The organism is Nitrospira japonica, from assembly GCF_900169565.1.
In the GTDB taxonomy this organism is placed as follows: domain Bacteria; phylum Nitrospirota; class Nitrospiria; order Nitrospirales; family Nitrospiraceae; genus Nitrospira_C; species Nitrospira_C japonica_A.
This window is the reverse complement of record NZ_LT828648.1, coordinates 196,373-214,177: the sequence shown is the minus strand read 5'-3', so window position 1 is coordinate 214,177 and position 17,805 is coordinate 196,373. Positions and strand designations below refer to the sequence as shown.

Sequence of the window (17,805 nt, the reverse complement as noted above, 5' to 3'; positions counted from 1 at the left end):
TTGCAATGAACGGAGGCGAATGGAGACGTCATCGGAACCATTCAGACAGGACGCGTGGCTGTCCCAACTGTGGTATTGGGCGCCGGTGTTCGGATACGCCGCGCTGATCTTTTACTTTTCCGCGCAATCACATCCGGAAGAACAACTGCCGCAGTTCCTCATGCGGGAGGTCAGCGACAAGTTGTTGCATGCGGTGGAGTATGCCGTATTGGGGATCCTCTGCTATCGAGGTTTCCGATGGGCGGCAGGACCGGCGGCGGCGCGCCAAGCGGTGCTGCTCTCGATCGCGGCTGCGTCCGCATACGCCGTGACGGATGAGGTGCACCAATTCTTTATTCCCTCCCGGGAAGCGAGTTCGTGGGATTGGGTGGCCGACGTGATTGGCGCGGCGATAGGATCCATTTCGTGGAGCTATTTTTCTGAGCGTTGACGGGATTCAAACGGTCGTCACGGCTCTTCTCGTCCTCGCCTCGATGAGACCATTCCGAACGCCGGTGGCGGTGGACCGTCGAAGAGACATGAAATGTTCGTCAACCCGAATCATTCGTGTATAATGCGACATTGATGGGCACAACCGACCCTGCGTCTCCTCAGAAGCCGCTGGCCTCTCCGGATCAGTCCCGTATCGTAGAGGCGGTTGAAACCCGGCTTCCGTTCTCCCGTACGTTCAAGAACCTGACCGCGCTGGCCGGCGATGCCTCCAACCGGAGATATTTTCGGGTCGAGTTCAACGAGTCCGCGCCCGGCTCCCTGATTTTGATGCAGTTGGCCGAGCCGGAGGCGTTCAAGCATTCGGAAGAAGCCGTCAGCGGCGCGTCGCACCAGATCACCGAGCTTCCGTTTCTCAATGTCCGCACGCAGCTGGCGAACGCCGGTGTGCCGGTTCCGGGATTGTATTATTATGATCAAACGGCCGGTCTGCTGTACTTGGAAGATTTCGGGGACCTGACGCTGTCGGAAGCCTGCCGGGACGCGCCGCCGCACCGGGTCGAGATGCTGTACCGGCAGGCGGTCGATGTCTTGGCCGACATGCAGATCAAGGCGACCTCACTGGCTGATGCGCGTTGTCTGGCGGTTCACCGGGGCTTCGATGTGCCGTTGCTGATGTGGGAGTTCGACCATTTTCTCGAGTACGGCATTGCGGCGCGCCGCGGCCGGCCGGTGGCCGACGGTGAATTTTCGGAGATTCGTGACGAATTTCGAAAGATTGCCGAGCAGTTGGCGGGCCAGCCACGGGTGTTCGTCCATCGGGACTATCACTCCAGAAACCTCATGGTCGACGGTCGCCGTCTGGGCGTGATCGATTTTCAAGATGCGCTGATGGGGCCGGCCACGTATGACCTGGCTTCGCTGCTCCGGGACGCGTACATCGCGCTCGACGAAACACTCATCGATCGACTGATCGGCCATTTTCTCGACCGGTTGGAGGAACGGGGGCACCTCCGGACGGATCGCGATGCGTTTCGGCGTCTGTTCGATTTCACAAGCATTCAACGGAATCTGAAGGCGGCGGGCCGATTCGTCTACATCGATCAGGTCAAGGGCAATCCCAAGTTCCTGGCCGACATTCCGAGGACGCTCGGCTACGTGAAGCGCAACCTGCACAAGTACCCCGAGTTGAAAGCGCTTCGCAGGCTGCTCAGTGCGCACGTGACGGAATTGCAATGATCGGCGCCGCGGTCATCCCCTCAGGCGCCGGGGCCGGCTATCGGCTGCTTCCGTCCACGAGCGCGTGCAATTCACCGGACGACATGCATTTATGAAGGCAATGATCTTGGCTGCAGGGTTGGGTACGAGGCTGAGGCCGTTGACGAACACGATGCCGAAGCCTTTGTTACCCGTGGGGGGCACGCCGCTCATTGTCTGGAATCTGCTGCTCTTGAGGCGTCACGGAATTCGCGACGTCGTCATCAACCTGCACTATCTCGCCCCGATGATCCAACAGGCGCTCGGCGATGGATCGAAATACGGCATGCGCATCTCCTACTCGCACGAGCGGGTGCTGTTGGGCACCGGTGGGGCGCTCAAACAGGTCGAGGGCAGCTTCAACGGCGAGCCGATCCTCGTGTTGAACGGCGACACCCTCGTGGAAATCGACCTTGAAGCCGTCATCGCCTTCCATCGGACTCGTCACGCCGCGGCGACCTTGGTGGTACGGACCGACCCCGACGCCGCATCGTGGGGGTTGGTGGAGATGGACGACGATCAGCGGATCGTCCGGATTACCGGGAAGGGGCTTCCGTCACCCATTCTCGCACATCCTCGCATGTTTGCCGGAGTTCACCTCCTGCATCCTCGGCTCCTGCGCGACATCTCGAAGGGACAGGCCTCGTCCATCATCGACGCGTACCTCGCGGCGATCCAGCGGGGGGATGCCGTGTTGGGTTTCGAACATCAGGGCTATTGGTCCGATGTCGGCACGCCGCAACGGTACTCGCAGGCGGAGCACGACGCCACCACCGGCATGATTCAGCTGTCGAGCCGCTTGCCGACGGTCCAGCCGGTCCGCTGATCGGCTCCTCCGACCTTACACTTCTTCCTGCCGTAACTTCTGCTGCTTGATCAGCCGGGCGAGATACGTACGCTGCAGGCGCAGTCGTTCGGCGGCTTTGGTTTGATTGCCTTCCGCCTGTTTCAAGGCTTGATCGATAATGTGGCGGCTGTGCTCTTCCATCGATCGGTGGTAGGGAAGCGAGACATACGTGAGGGCTTCGGGGTGCGAGAGGGCCGCCGCGTCCATCACCAGCAGGTCGGGCTCGATGATTTCCGTGGGACTCAAGATCACCGCCCGGGCGATGACGTTGTCGAGTTCGCGGATGTTTCCTGGCCAGGTATATTGCATCATGACGTTCATCGCCTCCGGATGGAACATCATGCCGTAACGCTTGGCCTCTTTCGCGTGGCGGTTCAGGAAGAACTTGGCCAGCAAGGGCAGGTCGTCCGGACGGTCCCGCAGCGGGGGAAGGGTCAGCGTGATCACGTTCAGACGGAAGTAGAGATCTTCCCGGAAGTGCCCGTTCTTGACGGCCTGTTTGAGATCCTTGTTGGTCGCGGCGATGATCCGAATGTTGACCGAAACCAGGCGGGTGCCTCCGACGCGGTGAAATTCCCGGTCCTGAAGGACCCGCAGCAGTTTCGCCTGCAGCGCCATCGGCATGTCGCCGATCTCGTCCAGAAAGACGGTGCCTCCGTCGGCCATTTCAAGCTTGCCCTTCTGAAGGCGGTCGGCGCCGGTAAAGGCTCCGCGCTCATGCCCGAACAACTCGTTTTCGAGCAGCGTTTCAGTGAGAGCCACGCAATTGATGACAATCATCGGATTGACGCGGCGCGGGCTCCATTGGTGGATGGATCGCGCGAACAGCTCTTTCCCGGTGCCGCTCTCACCCAGGAGGAGCACGCCGGCATCGGATTTCGCCGCGCGCTGCGCCGCTTCCATGACGGAACGGATATTGGGGCTGGTGCCGATGATCGACGTATAGCGGCCGTCGATTTCCGATTTCAGGCAGGCCACCTGCCGTTTCAGGGCGTCGCGCTCCAGAGCTTTCTGGATGACCAGCAGGAGGTGGTCTTTGTCGAGTGGTTTCGTGAGGAAGTCGTACGCGCCGCTCTTCATGGCCTCGACGGCCGCCTCGATGGATCCGTGCGCCGTCATGACGATGACGGGGAGATCTTCCGCCGCGCGGATTTTAGGCAGCCGCTTCAGGACCTCCAGGCCGGTCAGGCGGGGCATGTCCAGATCCAGCAGCATGAGCTTCGGCACCTCCTGCTCGATCAATTCGAGCGCCTGTACGCCGTCCTGCGCGACGAGGGTTCCATAGTCGCTGGCCTGAAGACGATCTTCCAGCATCGTGGCAATGTCGGGGTCGTCATCGACGATGAGGATCCTGGCTTTCATAGACTTGTCTTCCCCTCCTTCTGGACGGCCGGGCAGCGTGGTGAGGTGCGAGGAACTGCGCCTGCGCCTAGGGAGGGCTCCCGCGTGCCGGACCGGTTGGAGAGTGATGTCGGTTCATGGTCGTGCGCTCATCCTTCCATGACGTTGATCACCAGGCCCGTGAGCGGTTTGGGATAGAAGTAGGTCGATTTGTGAGGCATTCGTTCTCCGGCCACCGCCACCGCCTGAACTTCGCTTACCTTGGTGGCGTTCAGCAGCAGCGCTCCGGTGCCGGGACCATCCTGAGCCCAGTCCAGTGCTTCGGCGTCGTCCTTGGTATAGACGATGGCTTCCTGCTCCTGCTGCGTGGGGCAGAGGACCGGCACCACGAGTTGTTGCAGGAGCGACACGTCGAGCTTGGTTCTGGGCGAGGCACCGGAGTCGGGTCGATGGGCCGGCAACAGGGTCAATACCACGTATGAGGCCAGGCCGCGCACGGACAGCCCGAATGTCGGAGCCGTGCGGCCGAGATTGCGGAGTGATTCGATGAACTGCGCCCGGACGGCCGACTTGTCGTTCCGGGTAAAGGGAAATTCCTTGAGCGCGAACTTTTCGCTCAACTGGCTCTTGAGACGTTCATAGGGAGGCAACGGCGTGGTGGTGACACGGTGGGTGGGCAGCACCGTCAAACCGGGATCTTCCAACGGCGCGAGCAGCATCAGCACGCTGTCATAAGGGTGGAGACCGGAGGACGTCCCGCTCGCTTGCTGTCGCCGGGCACGCTGGTAATTGAGTGCCGTTTCGTATCGATGGTGTCCGTCGGCGATAAAAAGCGGTTTGCTCTCCATCAGGTCGACCACCTGCTTCAGCACCGCCGGGTCCGTCACGGCCCACAGCTGCTGGCGGCATCCTTCGTCGTCTCGAAAGTCGATGCGGGCCGGCACACCTTTGACGGTATTTTCCAGCAGGTCTAGCACGGCGTTTTGCGGATCGGAATACAGCAGCCAGATGGGGCTGAGATTGGCGCGGCAGGCCTCCAATAGGTTCAAGCGGTCGGTCTTGGCCGCGGCCCTGGTGTTCTCATGGGGATAAATGTGCCCGGAATCGAGCGGTTCCAATTTCGTGGTGACGAGGAATCCCCGCAGCACCTTGACCGGCGCATCGGCCGCGGAATCCGGAGGACGGTATTCGATCGTGTGGTAGTAGAGGGCCGGCTGCGCGTCCCGCTTCATCGCGCCGGTCTTTAGCCATTCACGCAGCGCGGCGGCGGCACGCGTATAGCGGTTGTCCCCGGTGCTGTCCCCAGGTTTGTCGGTGCCGAGCTCCAGTCTGATGATGTTGTGCGAATGCCGATCGTGAAGCGCCTTCTGTCCCGCCGCGTCGATGATGTCATACGGGGGTGCGACCACTTCACGGACGGAACCGACCGTCGCCTGATCGTACAGTGTGCCTCGGAAGGGAATGATGTGTGCCATGCGTCATCCTTTTCTGCGAAGTGGACAAATGGTAGAGGTGCCAGGGCAAACTCGAGGGGTTGGGCCGTGTGTCCGACGTTGCCCGTTCCACCCGTACAGGCGATGGAACACGTGCGGAAAAACGGTTACCGGTCGCGGGTTACCATGTAGTCAGCAGCCACCGAAAGGGCTCGTTTGGCTGGACTGTCTTCGAACGAACTGAGATCCCGTTTGGCCGCGGCGATATAATCCTGCGCCCGGTCCAGTGCATACGTGATGGACCCGTAGTCCTCCATGAGATGGAGAAGGCGGGTCAGGTCGTCGTCGTTCAGCGTACGGGTTTCCATCCGGTCCTTGATCATCTGCCGGTCGCTTTCCGAGCAATGTTGCAGCAGATGCAGCAGCGGGAGGGTCGCTTTGCCTTGGCGAAGGTCCTGGCCGAGCGTCTTGCCCAGAGAGTCGCCGTTTGCGGTGTAATCCAGCGTGTCGTCGGCCACCTGAAACGCGATGCCGAGGTATTGCCCGAAGCGGAACAGGGCGTCCTGTTGCGGTTCCGATGCGTCGGCCAGGATGGCGCCCATCCGGCAGGCTGCCGCGATCAACCCGGCGGTCTTGTGTTCCACGACTTTGAGATAGTCCGCTTCCGGCATGGCCGGGTTCCCGTTGTAATAGAGCTGCAGGACTTCACCTTCCGCCATTTTCTTGCAAGCTTCCGCCAGCACTTCGTTGATGCCCTGACTCCGGAACTCGACCACCTGGCACATAGCCTTGGAGTAGAGATAGTCTCCGACCAGAATGCTGATCTGATTTCCCCAGACTTTACGGGCTGTTCTCCGGCCCCTGCGGAGGTCCGCATCGTCCACGACGTCGTCGTGCAGCAAGGTGGCCGTATGAATGAATTCCACAAGACTGCCGAGCTGATGGTGGTCCCGGCCGGCATAACCGCAGAGCTGCGCGCTGAGCAGCAACAGGAGCGGCCTGATCCGCTTGCCCCCGCTGTTCAGGATATGGGCGGCGACCGTATTGACGAGGGTGACGCTGGAGTCCAGGTTCTTGCGGACCTGGTCTTCGACCCCCTCCAGCTCGCGACGGTACGCGTCCCAGACATCCGCCATGGTCTGAATGGATGAGATCACGGGACCCTGTGGCATGCGGCGGATGGTAGGGCAGAGAAGGAAACAAAGTCAAGCGAACCGCCCGCAAAACCGCACCTCTCGTCGGCTTGACAGAAGAATAACCCTTCCATTATTGTGAATCACAATTTAGAACGGACATCGCTTCAGGACAAACGGGATTCCCACGTCCCAGGTTCCTCTCGGCATGGCCTCCGTCCAGCAGGAAAAAACCTGCCTTTCTCACGAGATAGGATGATGGAACTCCCAGGGCTTCCACCGAAGCAAGGGCTCTACGACCCTCAACACGAAAAAGATTCGTGCGGCGTCGGCTTCGTCGTCAACATCAAAGGACAGAAGTCGCACGAGATCGTCCGCAAGGGACTTCAGGTACTGGAAAACCTGACCCATCGCGGCGCGCAGGGCTGCGACCCGTGCACCGGAGACGGCGCGGGGATTCTGCTTCAAGTGCCGCACGAGTTCCTGGTGCGCGCCGCGGGAGACGCCGGCGTGAAGATTCCCGGAGCCGGCGAGTACGGCGTGGGGCAGTTGTTCCTGCCGCCGACCGCCGATTCCCGCCGCCAGTGCGAAGGACTCTTTGCCGAGATCGTGAAGGAGGAAGGGGCGCGGTTGCTCGGCTGGCGCGACGTGGTGGTGAAGAGCGACGCCATCGGCGTACAGGCGCGGAAGACCGAGCCCTTCATGCGCCAGGTCTTCATTGCCCGCGACGTGCTCAACGAGGCGCAGTTCGAGCGCAAGCTGTACGTCATCCGAAAGCGGGTCGAGAAAGCCATCAAGGAATCGGCGATTCAGGGACGGGAATATTTTTACGTGCCGAGTCTCTCGGCGAACACCATCGTCTATAAGGGTTTGCTGCTGCCGCATCAGATGGCGGCCTACTATCAGGACCTCAACGATGAGCGTATGGTCAGCGCGCTGGCCCTGGTCCACTCCCGGTTCAGCACGAACACGTTCCCGACCTGGCCGCTCGCCCATCCCTATCGCTATGTGTGCCACAACGGCGAAATCAACACGCTGAAGGGCAACGTCAACTGGATGAAAGCGCGGCAAGGGCGCCTCCATTCCGAGCTGTTCGGCAAGGACATGGAGAAACTGTTCCCGATCGTCTCGGAGAACCAAAGCGATTCCGCCTGTCTCGACAACGCGCTCGAGTTTCTGCTCCTGGGTGGACGCTCCTTGCCGCACACGATGATGATGCTGATTCCGGAGCCGTGGGTGGCCAACTCCCAGATGGATCTCGACCGGCGCGGATTTTATCAGTACCACGCGGCGATGATGGAACCTTGGGACGGGCCGGCCGCGGTCTGTTTCACCGACGGCAAGATGATCGGCGCGACGCTGGACCGCAACGGATTGAGGCCCTGCCGCTACCACGTGACGACGGACGGCATCGTCGTCCTGGCTTCCGAGGCCGGCGTCCTTCCGGCCGACCCCAAAGACATCCGCATGAAGGGCCGGCTCATGCCGGGCCGCATGTTCCTCGTCGACACGGCGAAGGGCCGTATCATCGACGACGAAGAAATCAAGGCGGACATCGTCGGCCGCAAACCCTATCGCAGCTGGGTGACGCAGTACGGGGTTTCGCTCGATGAATTGCCGGAGCCGTTGAACGTCCCGCAGCCCGACCATCCGACGATCCGCCAGCGCCAGCAGGCCTTCGGTTATACGGTGGAAGAGCTCAAAATGGTCATCACCCCGATGATCGTGACCGGCGAAGAGGCGATCTCGTCCATGGGCACGGACACGCCGCTTGCGGTGCTGTCGGACCGTCCGCAACTGCTCTTCAAGTATTTCAAACAGCTCTTCGCGCAGGTGACGAATCCGCCCATCGATCCGATCCGCGAGCAGCTCGTGATGTCGCTGGTGACCAACATCGGGCCGAAGCCCAACCTCATGGATGAATCGCCCGAGTCCTGCCGCCGCATCAAGGTGCAGCAGCCGATTCTGACGAACGCCGATCTGCAGAAGATCAGGGGCATCTCGGATCCGAACTTCAAGAGCAAGACGCTTCGCATGCTGTTCCGGGTGGCTGAAGGCCCGGACGGGCTCGGCGCCGCGGTCGACGAGTTGTGCCGCGACGCCTCACAGGCGATCAAGGACGGCCATAAATTCCTGATTCTCAGCGATCGCGGCGTCAATGACGAATGGGCGCCGATCCCGAGCCTGCTCGGCATCTCGGCCGTGCACCATCATCTGGTGCGGGAATGTACCAGAACGGAAGTGGGATTGATCCTCGAAACCGGCGAGCCGCGCGACGTCCATCAATTCGCCTGTTTGATCGGCTACGGCGCCGGGACGATCAATCCGTACCTCGTTTTCGAGACGCTGGTGGACATGGAGCGGGACAACTATCTGCCGGAAGGGCTCGATGCCCAGACGGCGGAAGGCAAATTCATCAAGGCCATCAACAAGGGCCTGCTCAAGATCTTCTCCAAGATGGGCATCTCGACGGTGCAGTCCTACTGCGGCGCGCAGATCTTCGAAGCCATCGGACTGAATCACGAACTGATCGACCGCTACTTCACCGGTACCCCGTCGCGGGTGGAAGGGGTCGGCATCCGTGAGATCGGCGAGGAGACGTTGCGCCGGCACCGCGTGGCCTATGAGCCGGCCGCCATCAGGCAGCTCGATTTCGGCGGGGAGATTCACTACCGCATCCAGGGCGAGCATCACAACTGGAATCCGGAGACGATCTACAAGCTGCAGCATGCCAGCCGCGCCAACGACGCGAAGACCTATGCCGAGTTCGCCCAATTGGTGAACGACGAAAGCAAGCGGCGGTCGAACTTGCGCGGGCTGTTGGATTTCAAATTCGCGCAAGCCCCGATTCCGATCGAGGAAGTCGAGTCGGCCAAAGACATCGTCAAGCGTTTCAACACGGGCGCCATGTCGTTCGGGTCGATCAGCAAGGAGGCCCACGAGACGCTGGCGATCGCCATGAACCGGCTCGGCGGCAAGAGCAACACCGGCGAGGGCGGCGAGGATCCCGAACGCTTCACGCCGCTGCCGAACGGAGATTCCAAGAACAGCTATATCAAGCAGGTCGCCTCGGCGCGGTTCGGCGTGACGGCCCATTATCTGGCCAACGCCCGCGAGTTGCAGATCAAGATGGCGCAGGGTGCGAAACCCGGCGAAGGCGGCCAGCTGCCGGGCCACAAAGTCGACGAGAATATCGCGAAGTTCCGGTACGCGACGCCGGGCGTGCAGCTGATTTCTCCGCCGCCGCATCACGACATCTACTCGATCGAGGATCTGGCCCAGCTGATCTTCGACCTGAAGAACTCCAATCCGGACGCCGGCGTGTCGGTGAAACTCGTCGCGGAAGTCGGGGTGGGGACGGTCGCGGCGGGCGTGTCCAAAGCGCATGCGGACAAGGTGCTGATCAGCGGCGATTCGGGCGGCACCGGTGCGTCACCGCTGTCGTCGATCAAGTACGGCGGCATCCCCTGGGAGTTGGGCTTGGCCGAAACGCATCAGACGTTGGTGCTCAACGATCTGCGCGGCCGCATCAAGGTCGAAACAGACGGTCAGCTGAAAACGGGCCGCGACGTCGTGATCGCCACGCTGCTCGGCGCGGAGGAGTACGGGTTCGCGACGGCGCCGTTGATCGTCGAAGGCTGTATCATGATGCGCAAGTGCCATCTGAACACCTGCCCGGTCGGGATCGCGACGCAGGACCCCGAACTGCGAAAGAAGTTCAGCGGCAAGCCGGAGCACATCGTCAACTATCTGTTCTTCGTCGCGGAAGAGGCCCGGCAACTCATGGCCAAGCTCGGGTTCCGGACCGTCAACGAAATGGTCGGACGGGTGGACAAACTCAAGATCACGAAGGCCATTGACCACTGGAAGGCAAAGGGGCTGGACCTCACCCCGTTGCTGACGATGCCGGACGTGGGCCCGGACGTGCCGCGATACTGCGTGCAGAAACAGGATCACGGGCTGGCCGACATTCTCGACAACAAGCTGGTGGAGTTGTGCAAGCCGGCGATCGACAAAGGCGAGAAGGTGACGATCGAGCTGCCGATCAAGAACGTGAACCGCACGACCGGCACGGTGCTGTCGAGCAAGATTGCAAAAAAGTACGGGTTGGAAGGCCTGCCGGAAGACACCATCTCGATCAAGTTCATCGGGTCGGCGGGACAATCGTTCGGCGCGTTCTTGGCGCGTGGCGTGACGCTGACATTGGAAGGCGAGTCCAACGACTACATCGGCAAGGGGTTGTCCGGCGGCAAGATCATCGTGTTTCCTCCCAAGAACGTGTTGTTCACCCCGGAGGAGACCATCCTCATCGGCAACACCTCCCTCTATGGCGCGACCCAGGGCGAAGCCTACTTCTACGGCATGGCGGGCGAGCGGTTTGCGGTCAGGAACAGCGGGGCGCGTGCGGTCGTCGAAGGAACCGGCGATCACGGGTGTGAATACATGACGGGCGGCGTCGTGGTCGTGCTCGGACGAACCGGCAGAAATTTCGCCGCGGGCATGTCGGGCGGCACCGCGTTCGTGCTCGACGATCTCGGCAAGTTCCAGAGCCGCTGCAACACCGGCATGGTTGAATTGGAACCGGTTTCGACGAAGGAGGACAAACAGCTGCTTCACGACCTGATCACCAAGCACTTCATGTACACAGGTAGCCGCAAAGCCAAGCAAGTGCTCGATGCGTTCGAGGCCATGCTGCCAAAATTTGTGAAGGTGATGCCGGTCGATTACAAACGGGTCTTGGAAGAACGGAAACGCAAGGCGAGCGCGGTGCATTGATGGGTGACCCGAAGGGTTTCATGAAATATGCCCGCGAGGGGCCGAAGCGGAAGCCGATCGAGCTGCGCGTGCTCGATTGGAAGGAGATGTACGAGCCTATCCCCGAGGACAAGCTCAAGATCCAGGGCGCGCGCTGCATGGATTGCGGCGTGCCGTTTTGCCAGGGTGGTACCGGCTGTCCCGTCGTGAACCTCATTCCCGAATGGAACGATTTGGTGTACCGCGGCCGTTGGAAGGACGCGCTCAAGGCCCTGCACACCACGAATAATTTCCCGGAATTCACCGGTCGTCTCTGTCCGGCTCCCTGCGAGGGAGCCTGCGTGCTCGGCATCAACGAAGATCCGGTGTCCATCCGCGTCATCGAGTGGAACATCATCGATCGCGGCTTCAACGAAGGTTTAGTGGCTCCGATCCTCCCGGTGGTGAAAACCGGCAAGACCGTGGCGATCGTCGGCTCCGGCCCGGCAGGACTCGCGGCGGCGCAGCAGCTGGCTCGCGCGGGCCACAGCGTGACCTTGTTCGAAAAGGCCGACCGCATCGGCGGGTTGCTCCGGTACGGCATTCCGGATTTCAAGATGGAAAAGTGGGTCATCGACCGCCGGCTGGAGCAGATGAAAGCCGAAGGAGTGGAGTTCAAGACGGGCGTCACCGTCGGCAAGGACATCACGGGCGAGCAACTGCGCAAGCAGTTCGACGCGGTGGGACTCACGATGGGAGCCGAGCAGGCGCGCGAGTTGCCGATCCCCGGCCGCGAACTCAAGGGTGTTCACCTGGCTATGGAATATCTGACGCAGCAGAACAAGCGGACGGCCGGCATCGCGGTTTCCGACGAGCCGATCACGGCCAAGGGCAAGCGGGTGGTCATCATCGGAGGTGGCGACACGGGTTCGGATTGCCTGGGCACCGCGCATCGCCAGGGCTGCGTTGAAGCGCATCAATTCGAACTGTTGTCGGAGCCGCCGCCGCAGCGGGCGAGTTCCACGCCCTGGCCGCTCTGGCCGATGCAGCTGCGGACGTCGCATGCGCACGAAGAGGGCTGCAACCGGCAGTGGAGCGTCTCGACCACGAAATTCACCGGGCACAACGGACACATCACCAAACTGCATGGCCATCGTGTGAAATTCGAAGGCGGGAAATTCGTTCCCATGCCGAACACCGAGTTCGAGATGGACGCGGATCTGGTCCTGCTGGCCATGGGGTTCACCGGCCCGGTCAAGAACGGGCTGCTCGACAGCCTCGGTGTGGCATACGACCAGCGCGGCGCGGTAACGACGGACGACAACTTCATGACCAACCTCGACGGCGTCTTTGCCGGTGGCGACACCAAGCGCGGCGCCTCGCTCATCGTGTGGGCGATCGCCGAGGGCCGCAAGATGGCGGCGGGGATCGATAGGTTTTTGCAGGCTGGAAAGTCTGCAAAAACTGGCCGCTGAAAACGACCTCCAACTGCATTCTCGCGGGCTCACATCCTAAACGTACCCGGAACCCGGGTGTGTTCGAGCGGAATTTCGTCCTATAGTTTTCGATTCCGGAAGCCTTCCTCGAATTTGGCTTGAACAAGCCTGAGTGGTCAGATGTGCTCTCCAGTCTCTTCCGGGCTCGGATAAGTAGGCTCGGCTAACCATGTGCTGAATCCGGACGCGCAAGGAACGCGCGGGCTGGCGTTAGCCGTACAACAGAGAACAGGGTGACCCCATGCTGAAGAGCAGCATAACGAAATTAGTAAAACTTGCAATTCCAGAGAATCAAAGGCGCGAATTACGCTGCTACGCAAAAAAAGTTCGTTTCATTGGTTTCAGGCTTAAATGTCCTATTTGTGCTGGTCCTTCCGGGAGTCAGGGAGTCCAGGAAGCAGGCCGGCGAGTCGTCCTGTCTGTTGCACAGTCTTGGACATGACACAGTCGAAGTGTACCAGTTGAGTAGGTACATTCGGCCCTCGACAGGCCTCGTCGTCGTTCTGTATCGTGCCGCTGGTTTCACCAACGGAGGCACTTCACGATGACGCAAGGCCGGTATCCCCGCAGTCCGAAGTCTCTTCTCGGCGGCATCGCCCATCTCGGGCGGTTTATCGACAAGATCCGTCTCCGCAACGCCGGGCTCATTCAAGACTACAATTACATCACGGTCGGGTTCGATAAGTACCTGATCGACTTTCTGGGTATCGACGCCAAGGCGTTCGAACAGCGGACACTGGCAGGCGGGACAGACGATGAGTTGCTGGCCTGGGTTGCCGCGCACGGGAAAAAAGATCTGACGCAGGACGAAGTCGTTCAGTGGAGTCGGGGACTACTGACTTCAGCGCCCAAAGATGATCCAGCCCGCCAGCGGTTTCAGAACCGGTTGAAGGAGGTCGCCGCGAAGCGGGGTGTGGCGGTCAGCGCGCTTCCGCCCGTGTCTACCTGGGCGGATGTCATCGAACTCGATGAGGAACGAATGTAAAGGCGATCCGGATGGGCAGAGCCGGCGTGATCCCGGTCGTGATGGCGTTGCTGCTCGGTCTGCCGTTGCTGGGGGTCTGGCTTGCCGGCAAACCGCTGTGGCCGTATCTTGAGTTTCCTCCTCGCACTATTCTCGCGGTGCATGCGCCGTTTTCCTGGATGGCGTTTCTCGCCGTGGGGCTGTCAATCGGACTGACGGTCGGCCCGATCCTGTATCAAGTCCTCACGTCACACTCCCGTTTTCGGCACGCGACTCGCGCAACTCACGATTCAGCACTCGGAACTCAGCATCGCCATGTTCCTTGGTGGGGATGGGCAGGCATCGCATGGACCATCACGTGGTGGCTGCTGGCCTGGACGAGGTTCGCGTGGATGACGTCGATCCAAGAACACACGTTTACCCCGCTCTGGCTCGGTTATGTCGTCACGGTCAACGCATGGACCGTGTTCAGAACCGGTCGCTGTCTTCTCCTGAACCGTCCCCGCTTCCTTCTTGCGTTGTTTCCCCTCAGCGCCGGATTCTGGTGGCTCTTCGAGTACCTCAACCGATTCGTCCAGAACTGGTATTACGTCGGGATTGATGAACTGTCGCCGCTCAGCTATGTACTGCGCGGCACCGTGTCTTTCTCAACCGTGCTTCCGGCCGTTGCCTGCACGGCAGGGCTGCTGGCGTCGTTTCCATGTCTAACCGCCGGCCTGGATCGATTCTGGGCGATTCCGGTCCGACATACAGGCGCTCTTGCCTGGTCCGGACTGGCAGTGTCCTGCGCTGGTCTGCTGTGTATCGGGCTGTGGCCGGACAGTCTATTCGCGTTGGTCTGGATCGCGCCCTTACTATTGGCTGTTTCACTGCAAGCGGTCTACGGCGAATCGACGATTCTCTCGCCGATCATGCAGGGCGATTGGCGGTTGCCGTGGCTCTACGGACTCGCGGCGTTGGTCTGCGGGATATGGTGGGAACTATGGAATTGGGGCAGCTTGGCAAAGTGGCAGTATACCGTGCCCTTCGTACACCGATTCCAAGTATTTGAGATGCCGCTGCTCGGCTATGCGGGATATCTGCCGTTCGGATTGGAATGTTTGGTCGTGATTCACTGGTGGTCGCAGCATTCAGGGTCGGCGGAGTCGGCAATATCGGCCCTCCATCGCGTTGATTCTCCGGTTTGAAGCCATTATGATCCCTCGCGTTTCTCGAACTCACCTGCCGGGATCGACGGCCCATTCGGAGGACGTGCTATGCAGATGCTGATGGTGGTCTTTCGTTCCTCGCTCAAAGAACGGGTGCATGAGCTGCTTCACAAGTGCGACGTGCGGGCTTTCACCGAAGTCAACCAGACGATCGGTTACGGTCAGACCGGTCCCGCCGATGGGCTGTCGTTCTTCCCGGGAACGAACACCGTCATTCTGGTGTCGCTCGACGACGATCACGTGACGCGTGTGACGAACTCGGTCCTGGCTTGGTGTGAGGAGGCGGCGAAGCATCCGGGGTGGAAGAAGCCGGCGCTTCGCGTCTTCGCGTGGCCCTGCACGCAAGTGATTTAAAACTGACGGGACGAAATCACATGGACGCTAGGCGGCGGCCTTGGTGAGGAGCTTTTTCACTTCGACGTGCGCGAAGATGACGTCGGGAGCCCGTTGAAGCGCTTCATAGTAACTTCGTTCGAATCCGTCGCCTTCTTCGGACGGCCGGATCAACCTGCGGACTTCCAAAACGAGTTCGTCCACTTCGGCCGACGTCAAGTCACTGTCGGCGTCGAGTAATTCGTCCACGCGGATGACCAACTGGGAGAGGGGATGCAACCAGGTAAACCAGGGGTCGTTCAAGACCAGCTGCAGCAGTTGCCCGGTCGAAGCGACGCGGCCGTTGATTCGCTCATAGGTCAATTGCTCCGCGATGATCAGCGCCTTGTGAAGTCCCAATAATCCGCGTCGGAGGTCGAGCAGGGCTTGTCGATGGATTATCGTCGGAGGCAGCGTACGGTGATGCGACGACAGGGCCATGGATCTATTCTAACAGGTCAGAGAAAAAATGCTGGGCATTCGAGGAGAAAAGCGACGGGTTCGACTGGTCGGACGAAGAGCAGGGAAGGGAGACGGCGGTTTGTGCGGTCGGCAAAGCTCCGGTGGGGATTACGCCGCGTCCGGGAGCAGGCGCTTGAGGCGAAAATGGGCGAGGACGACGTCGGAGTTTCGCTGCAACGCTTCGAAGTAGGCCCGGGCGAAGCCGTCCCCCGCGATCGACGGCCGAAGCAGCCCTTCGAGTTCGCCGAGCAGGTGGGCCAGGTTGTCCTCGCTGATTTCAAACGTGTCGTCGTCGAGCAGGTGGTCGAGCCGCACGAGCAGATCGGAAAAGGGATGCAGCCAGGTGAACCAGGGATTGCATTGCAGCAAGTCCAGAAGTGTTTCGACCGACCCGACGGGGCCGATGACGCCTTCGTACGAGGATTGTTCGGCAACGATCAGCGCGCCGTGAAGGCTCATCAGCTGTTCGCGGACCATTAGAAGCATGCGCCTGCGGGGATCGACCGGAACGAGGGCGGTCGATTGGGATGAAAGAGCCATGTTCCAAGTGTAGCAGGCCCTGAAAATTCCGCAGGCCCGGTGGCGGTGGCGTGCCGACCCGGCCTTGATGATTTGCCGGCTGGAAGCGCGTATGCTGCCGCTGTCTTTTCCGGCGGGGGCGGTTCCGATGTCGCCGTCCGGCAGCGAGGAGGCGGGTCGCATGGAACGCAGAAGGCATCGACGGGTCCCGGCTCAGATCAATGGGTTGCTGTGCGGCAACTCACACGAGGTCGAGGGCACGACCGTCGATCTGTCGCTCGGCGGGGCGAAGATTGAAAGCGGCTTGGAGGTCTATCCGGGAAAGGTGATCGTGATCCGGTTGATGATTCCCGGGGTTGAAGAACCGGTCTCGATTCCGGAGGCCTTGGTCCGATGGGTCGAGCCGAACCAGTTTGGCGTCGAATTTCAACGCGTCGATCAGAAGGAACTCGACGAGTTGGAGGAACTCCTCGGCGATTTTGAGGAAGCGGAAGGCAGCGGACACGCGTAGCAGGCTGTGAAACAGGCTGCCGGCTGCGTTCTCGCGTCGCTAAAGACTCGACAGCCTTCCCTTAGTTTTCGTAGAACACAACGACGGTGGCTTTGCTGCATTTGCAGCAGGTCCCCTGGCCTGTCATCGGAATCTGACCCGATTTCTCGGCCGCCTGGATCTGCGCATCTTCCGTCCGTCCAACCTTGTTATAGCAGTCGCTGCAATAGGTCGCAGTTTTGGCCATGGTCTCTCCTTCGGTTGAGCTACCGGAACACCGTGTCCGTGTCTTACGCAGGCGCGAATGAGCGCCGCGCGCATGGCCTAAGTATAGCGCACAGTCCGCAAGACGCCGGGGACGATCCCACGTGGGTGGGGAACAGGGGCGATGCGTGGACGGCCGTGTACCGGATTCGGGCCTGCCGAACGCGGGTCCCGCGACGGGCTACAGTCCGGTTCTCGTGCCGAATCCGGCGAACAGTTCGCCGGTCAGATATCCGGTCTGGTCCGCGGTCCCGGTATCCTTTCGCCTCAGGTGATCGTTGAGAATTTTCCCGTCCGCGGCGCGGTGGACGTGCGGCAAGCCGAGGTTCATGCGATAGCGCTCCACGGCTCCCGCGACCCGGCTGATGAAGACGATGGTGCCGTCGCGGTCCTGACGCTCGACGATGCCCACGTGCGTGAGCGGATCGTTCATTTTCCCGTCGCTGTTGGAGTCCCAGGTATTGTCGAAGAAGACGAGGTCCCCGGGTCTGACCGCCGGTCCCTGGTGCAGTCTGCCGTACTCCCGGATGTGGTTATAAATGAGGCGGACTCCATTGGCGTGCCGGTCGGTCGTCCGGCTTTCGTAGAGATCGATGCCGTGCTCGAGAAACACGGCCCGCGTGACACCGGCGCAGTCATAATGGATTCGATGGCCGTTCACTTCGACGGTGCGCGCGCCGACGAGCTTGGCGGCGCTCCGGACGATGGCCGATCGGCTGGGGGCCACGTCTGCCGAGCGGCAACAATCTTGAGTCGTCGCGGGCGCGGGACCGCCCCGCTCCCGTTGCATGGAAGAGCAGCCGACCAGCGTAATGGCGACGATGAAGCCGCCGATGAAGATTTTGCGTCGCATAGG

Annotated in this window: 16 protein-coding genes; 9 read left to right on the top strand and 7 right to left on the bottom strand. The window is 60.9% G+C overall.

Features of this window, described 5'->3' with window-relative positions; translation table 11 throughout:
- Nucleotides 1–19 precede the first annotated feature (19 nt).
- The 3 genes from NSJP_RS00995 to NSJP_RS00985 all read left to right on the top strand — a co-directional run bounded on the left by NSJP_RS00995 (nt 20) and on the right by NSJP_RS00985 (nt 2,512).
- Nucleotides 20–430: a VanZ family protein gene (locus tag NSJP_RS00995; protein WP_080888474.1), complete on the top strand. Its 411-nt coding sequence runs from the start codon at nt 20–22 to the stop codon at nt 428–430.
- 134 nt (nt 431–564) lie between these two features.
- Complete coding sequence (locus NSJP_RS00990) at nt 565–1,668, top strand: aminoglycoside phosphotransferase family protein (protein ID WP_080885081.1); 1,104 nt, start codon at nt 565–567, stop codon at nt 1,666–1,668.
- Between the two features lie 91 nt (nt 1,669–1,759).
- A complete protein-coding gene (locus NSJP_RS00985; RefSeq protein ID WP_080885080.1) occupies nt 1,760–2,512 on the top strand; it encodes a nucleotidyltransferase family protein in 753 nt (250 codons plus the stop codon).
- 15 nt (nt 2,513–2,527) lie between these two features.
- Here the strand turns inward: NSJP_RS00985 and NSJP_RS00980 are convergent, their stop codons facing one another.
- The 3 genes from NSJP_RS00980 to NSJP_RS00970 all read right to left on the bottom strand — a co-directional run bounded on the left by NSJP_RS00980 (nt 2,528) and on the right by NSJP_RS00970 (nt 6,479).
- Nucleotides 2,528–3,895 (bottom strand): sigma-54-dependent transcriptional regulator, encoded by a 1,368-nt coding sequence (locus tag NSJP_RS00980; RefSeq protein ID WP_080885079.1) that lies wholly within the window; start codon nt 3,893–3,895, stop codon nt 2,528–2,530.
- A gap of 128 nt (nt 3,896–4,023) precedes the next feature.
- On the bottom strand, nt 4,024–5,349 hold the full coding sequence (locus NSJP_RS00975; RefSeq protein WP_080885078.1) for a DUF1015 domain-containing protein: 1,326 nt from the start codon (nt 5,347–5,349) through the stop codon (nt 4,024–4,026).
- 125 nt (nt 5,350–5,474) lie between these two features.
- Nucleotides 5,475–6,479, bottom strand: a complete 1,005-nt coding sequence (locus NSJP_RS00970) for a polyprenyl synthetase family protein (RefSeq protein ID WP_197685454.1) — start codon at nt 6,477–6,479, stop codon at nt 5,475–5,477.
- Nucleotides 6,480–6,698: 219 nt separating this feature from the next.
- On the opposite strand from NSJP_RS00970, the gene gltB reads away from it, so the two are divergent.
- The 5 genes from gltB to NSJP_RS00945 all read left to right on the top strand — a co-directional run bounded on the left by gltB (nt 6,699) and on the right by NSJP_RS00945 (nt 15,196).
- Nucleotides 6,699–11,216, top strand: coding sequence for a glutamate synthase large subunit (gltB, locus tag NSJP_RS00965; RefSeq protein ID WP_080888472.1), 4,518 nt, complete (start codon nt 6,699–6,701; stop codon nt 11,214–11,216).
- Nucleotides 11,216–12,649 carry a glutamate synthase subunit beta gene (locus tag NSJP_RS00960; protein WP_080885077.1) on the top strand — a complete coding sequence of 478 codons (1,434 nt, stop codon included), beginning with the start codon at nt 11,216–11,218 and terminating at the stop codon, nt 12,647–12,649. Before gltB ends, NSJP_RS00960 begins: the two co-directional genes overlap by 1 nt.
- A gap of 565 nt (nt 12,650–13,214) precedes the next feature.
- Nucleotides 13,215–13,655: a DUF5069 domain-containing protein gene (locus NSJP_RS00955; RefSeq protein WP_080885076.1), complete on the top strand. Its 441-nt coding sequence runs from the start codon at nt 13,215–13,217 to the stop codon at nt 13,653–13,655.
- An 11-nt stretch (nt 13,656–13,666) separates the two neighbouring features.
- Nucleotides 13,667–14,821: a hypothetical protein gene (locus NSJP_RS00950; protein ID WP_080885075.1), complete on the top strand. Its 1,155-nt coding sequence runs from the start codon at nt 13,667–13,669 to the stop codon at nt 14,819–14,821.
- 69 nt (nt 14,822–14,890) lie between these two features.
- Nucleotides 14,891–15,196, top strand: a complete 306-nt coding sequence (locus NSJP_RS00945; RefSeq protein ID WP_080885074.1) for a hypothetical protein — start codon at nt 14,891–14,893, stop codon at nt 15,194–15,196.
- Between the two features lie 27 nt (nt 15,197–15,223).
- On the opposite strand, the gene NSJP_RS00940 is transcribed toward NSJP_RS00945, so the two are convergent.
- Together NSJP_RS00940 and NSJP_RS00935 are read right to left on the bottom strand one after the other, a co-directional pair.
- Nucleotides 15,224–15,655: a hypothetical protein gene (locus NSJP_RS00940; protein WP_080885073.1), complete on the bottom strand. Its 432-nt coding sequence runs from the start codon at nt 15,653–15,655 to the stop codon at nt 15,224–15,226.
- 129 nt (nt 15,656–15,784) lie between these two features.
- Nucleotides 15,785–16,378 (bottom strand): hypothetical protein, encoded by a 594-nt coding sequence (locus NSJP_RS00935; protein ID WP_231989455.1) that lies wholly within the window; start codon nt 16,376–16,378, stop codon nt 15,785–15,787.
- Between NSJP_RS00935 and NSJP_RS00930 the strand changes: the two genes are divergently transcribed.
- On the top strand, nt 16,377–16,706 hold the full coding sequence (locus tag NSJP_RS00930; protein WP_172834065.1) for a PilZ domain-containing protein: 330 nt from the start codon (nt 16,377–16,379) through the stop codon (nt 16,704–16,706). The two genes, NSJP_RS00935 and NSJP_RS00930, sit on opposite strands and share 2 nt — an antisense overlap.
- A 61-nt stretch (nt 16,707–16,767) precedes the next feature.
- Here the strand turns inward: NSJP_RS00930 and NSJP_RS19085 are convergent, their stop codons facing one another.
- Nucleotides 16,768–16,932, bottom strand: a complete 165-nt coding sequence (locus NSJP_RS19085; RefSeq protein ID WP_155969739.1) for a hypothetical protein — start codon at nt 16,930–16,932, stop codon at nt 16,768–16,770.
- Between the two features lie 198 nt (nt 16,933–17,130).
- On the bottom strand, nt 17,131–17,802 hold the full coding sequence (locus NSJP_RS00925) for an NlpC/P60 family protein (RefSeq protein WP_080885070.1): 672 nt from the start codon (nt 17,800–17,802) through the stop codon (nt 17,131–17,133).
- Between the last annotated feature and the right edge of the window lie 3 nt (nt 17,803–17,805).

Bases quoted from the DNA above. Each gene is read 5' to 3' on its own strand.
- NSJP_RS00995 (WP_080888474.1), top strand. From the start codon at position 20: ATGGAGACGTCATCGGAACCATTCAGACAGGACGCGTGGCTGTCCCAA.
- NSJP_RS00990 (WP_080885081.1), top strand. From the start codon at position 565: ATGGGCACAACCGACCCTGCGTCTCCTCAGAAGCCGCTGGCCTCTCCG.
- NSJP_RS00985 (WP_080885080.1), top strand. From the start codon at position 1,760: ATGAAGGCAATGATCTTGGCTGCAGGGTTGGGTACGAGGCTGAGGCCG.
- NSJP_RS00980 (WP_080885079.1), bottom strand. From the start codon at position 3,895: ATGAAAGCCAGGATCCTCATCGTCGATGACGACCCCGACATTGCCACG.
- NSJP_RS00975 (WP_080885078.1), bottom strand. From the start codon at position 5,349: ATGGCACACATCATTCCCTTCCGAGGCACACTGTACGATCAGGCGACG.
- NSJP_RS00970 (WP_197685454.1), bottom strand. From the start codon at position 6,479: ATGCCACAGGGTCCCGTGATCTCATCCATTCAGACCATGGCGGATGTC.
- gltB (WP_080888472.1), top strand. From the start codon at position 6,699: ATGGAACTCCCAGGGCTTCCACCGAAGCAAGGGCTCTACGACCCTCAA.
- NSJP_RS00960 (WP_080885077.1), top strand. From the start codon at position 11,216: ATGGGTGACCCGAAGGGTTTCATGAAATATGCCCGCGAGGGGCCGAAG.
- NSJP_RS00955 (WP_080885076.1), top strand. From the start codon at position 13,215: ATGACGCAAGGCCGGTATCCCCGCAGTCCGAAGTCTCTTCTCGGCGGC.
- NSJP_RS00950 (WP_080885075.1), top strand. From the start codon at position 13,667: ATGGGCAGAGCCGGCGTGATCCCGGTCGTGATGGCGTTGCTGCTCGGT.
- NSJP_RS00945 (WP_080885074.1), top strand. From the start codon at position 14,891: ATGCAGATGCTGATGGTGGTCTTTCGTTCCTCGCTCAAAGAACGGGTG.
- NSJP_RS00940 (WP_080885073.1), bottom strand. From the start codon at position 15,655: ATGGCCCTGTCGTCGCATCACCGTACGCTGCCTCCGACGATAATCCAT.
- NSJP_RS00930 (WP_172834065.1), top strand. From the start codon at position 16,377: ATGGAACGCAGAAGGCATCGACGGGTCCCGGCTCAGATCAATGGGTTG.
- NSJP_RS00935 (WP_231989455.1), bottom strand. From the start codon at position 16,378: ATGCGACCCGCCTCCTCGCTGCCGGACGGCGACATCGGAACCGCCCCC.
- NSJP_RS19085 (WP_155969739.1), bottom strand. From the start codon at position 16,932: ATGGCCAAAACTGCGACCTATTGCAGCGACTGCTATAACAAGGTTGGA.
- NSJP_RS00925 (WP_080885070.1), bottom strand. From the start codon at position 17,802: ATGCGACGCAAAATCTTCATCGGCGGCTTCATCGTCGCCATTACGCTG.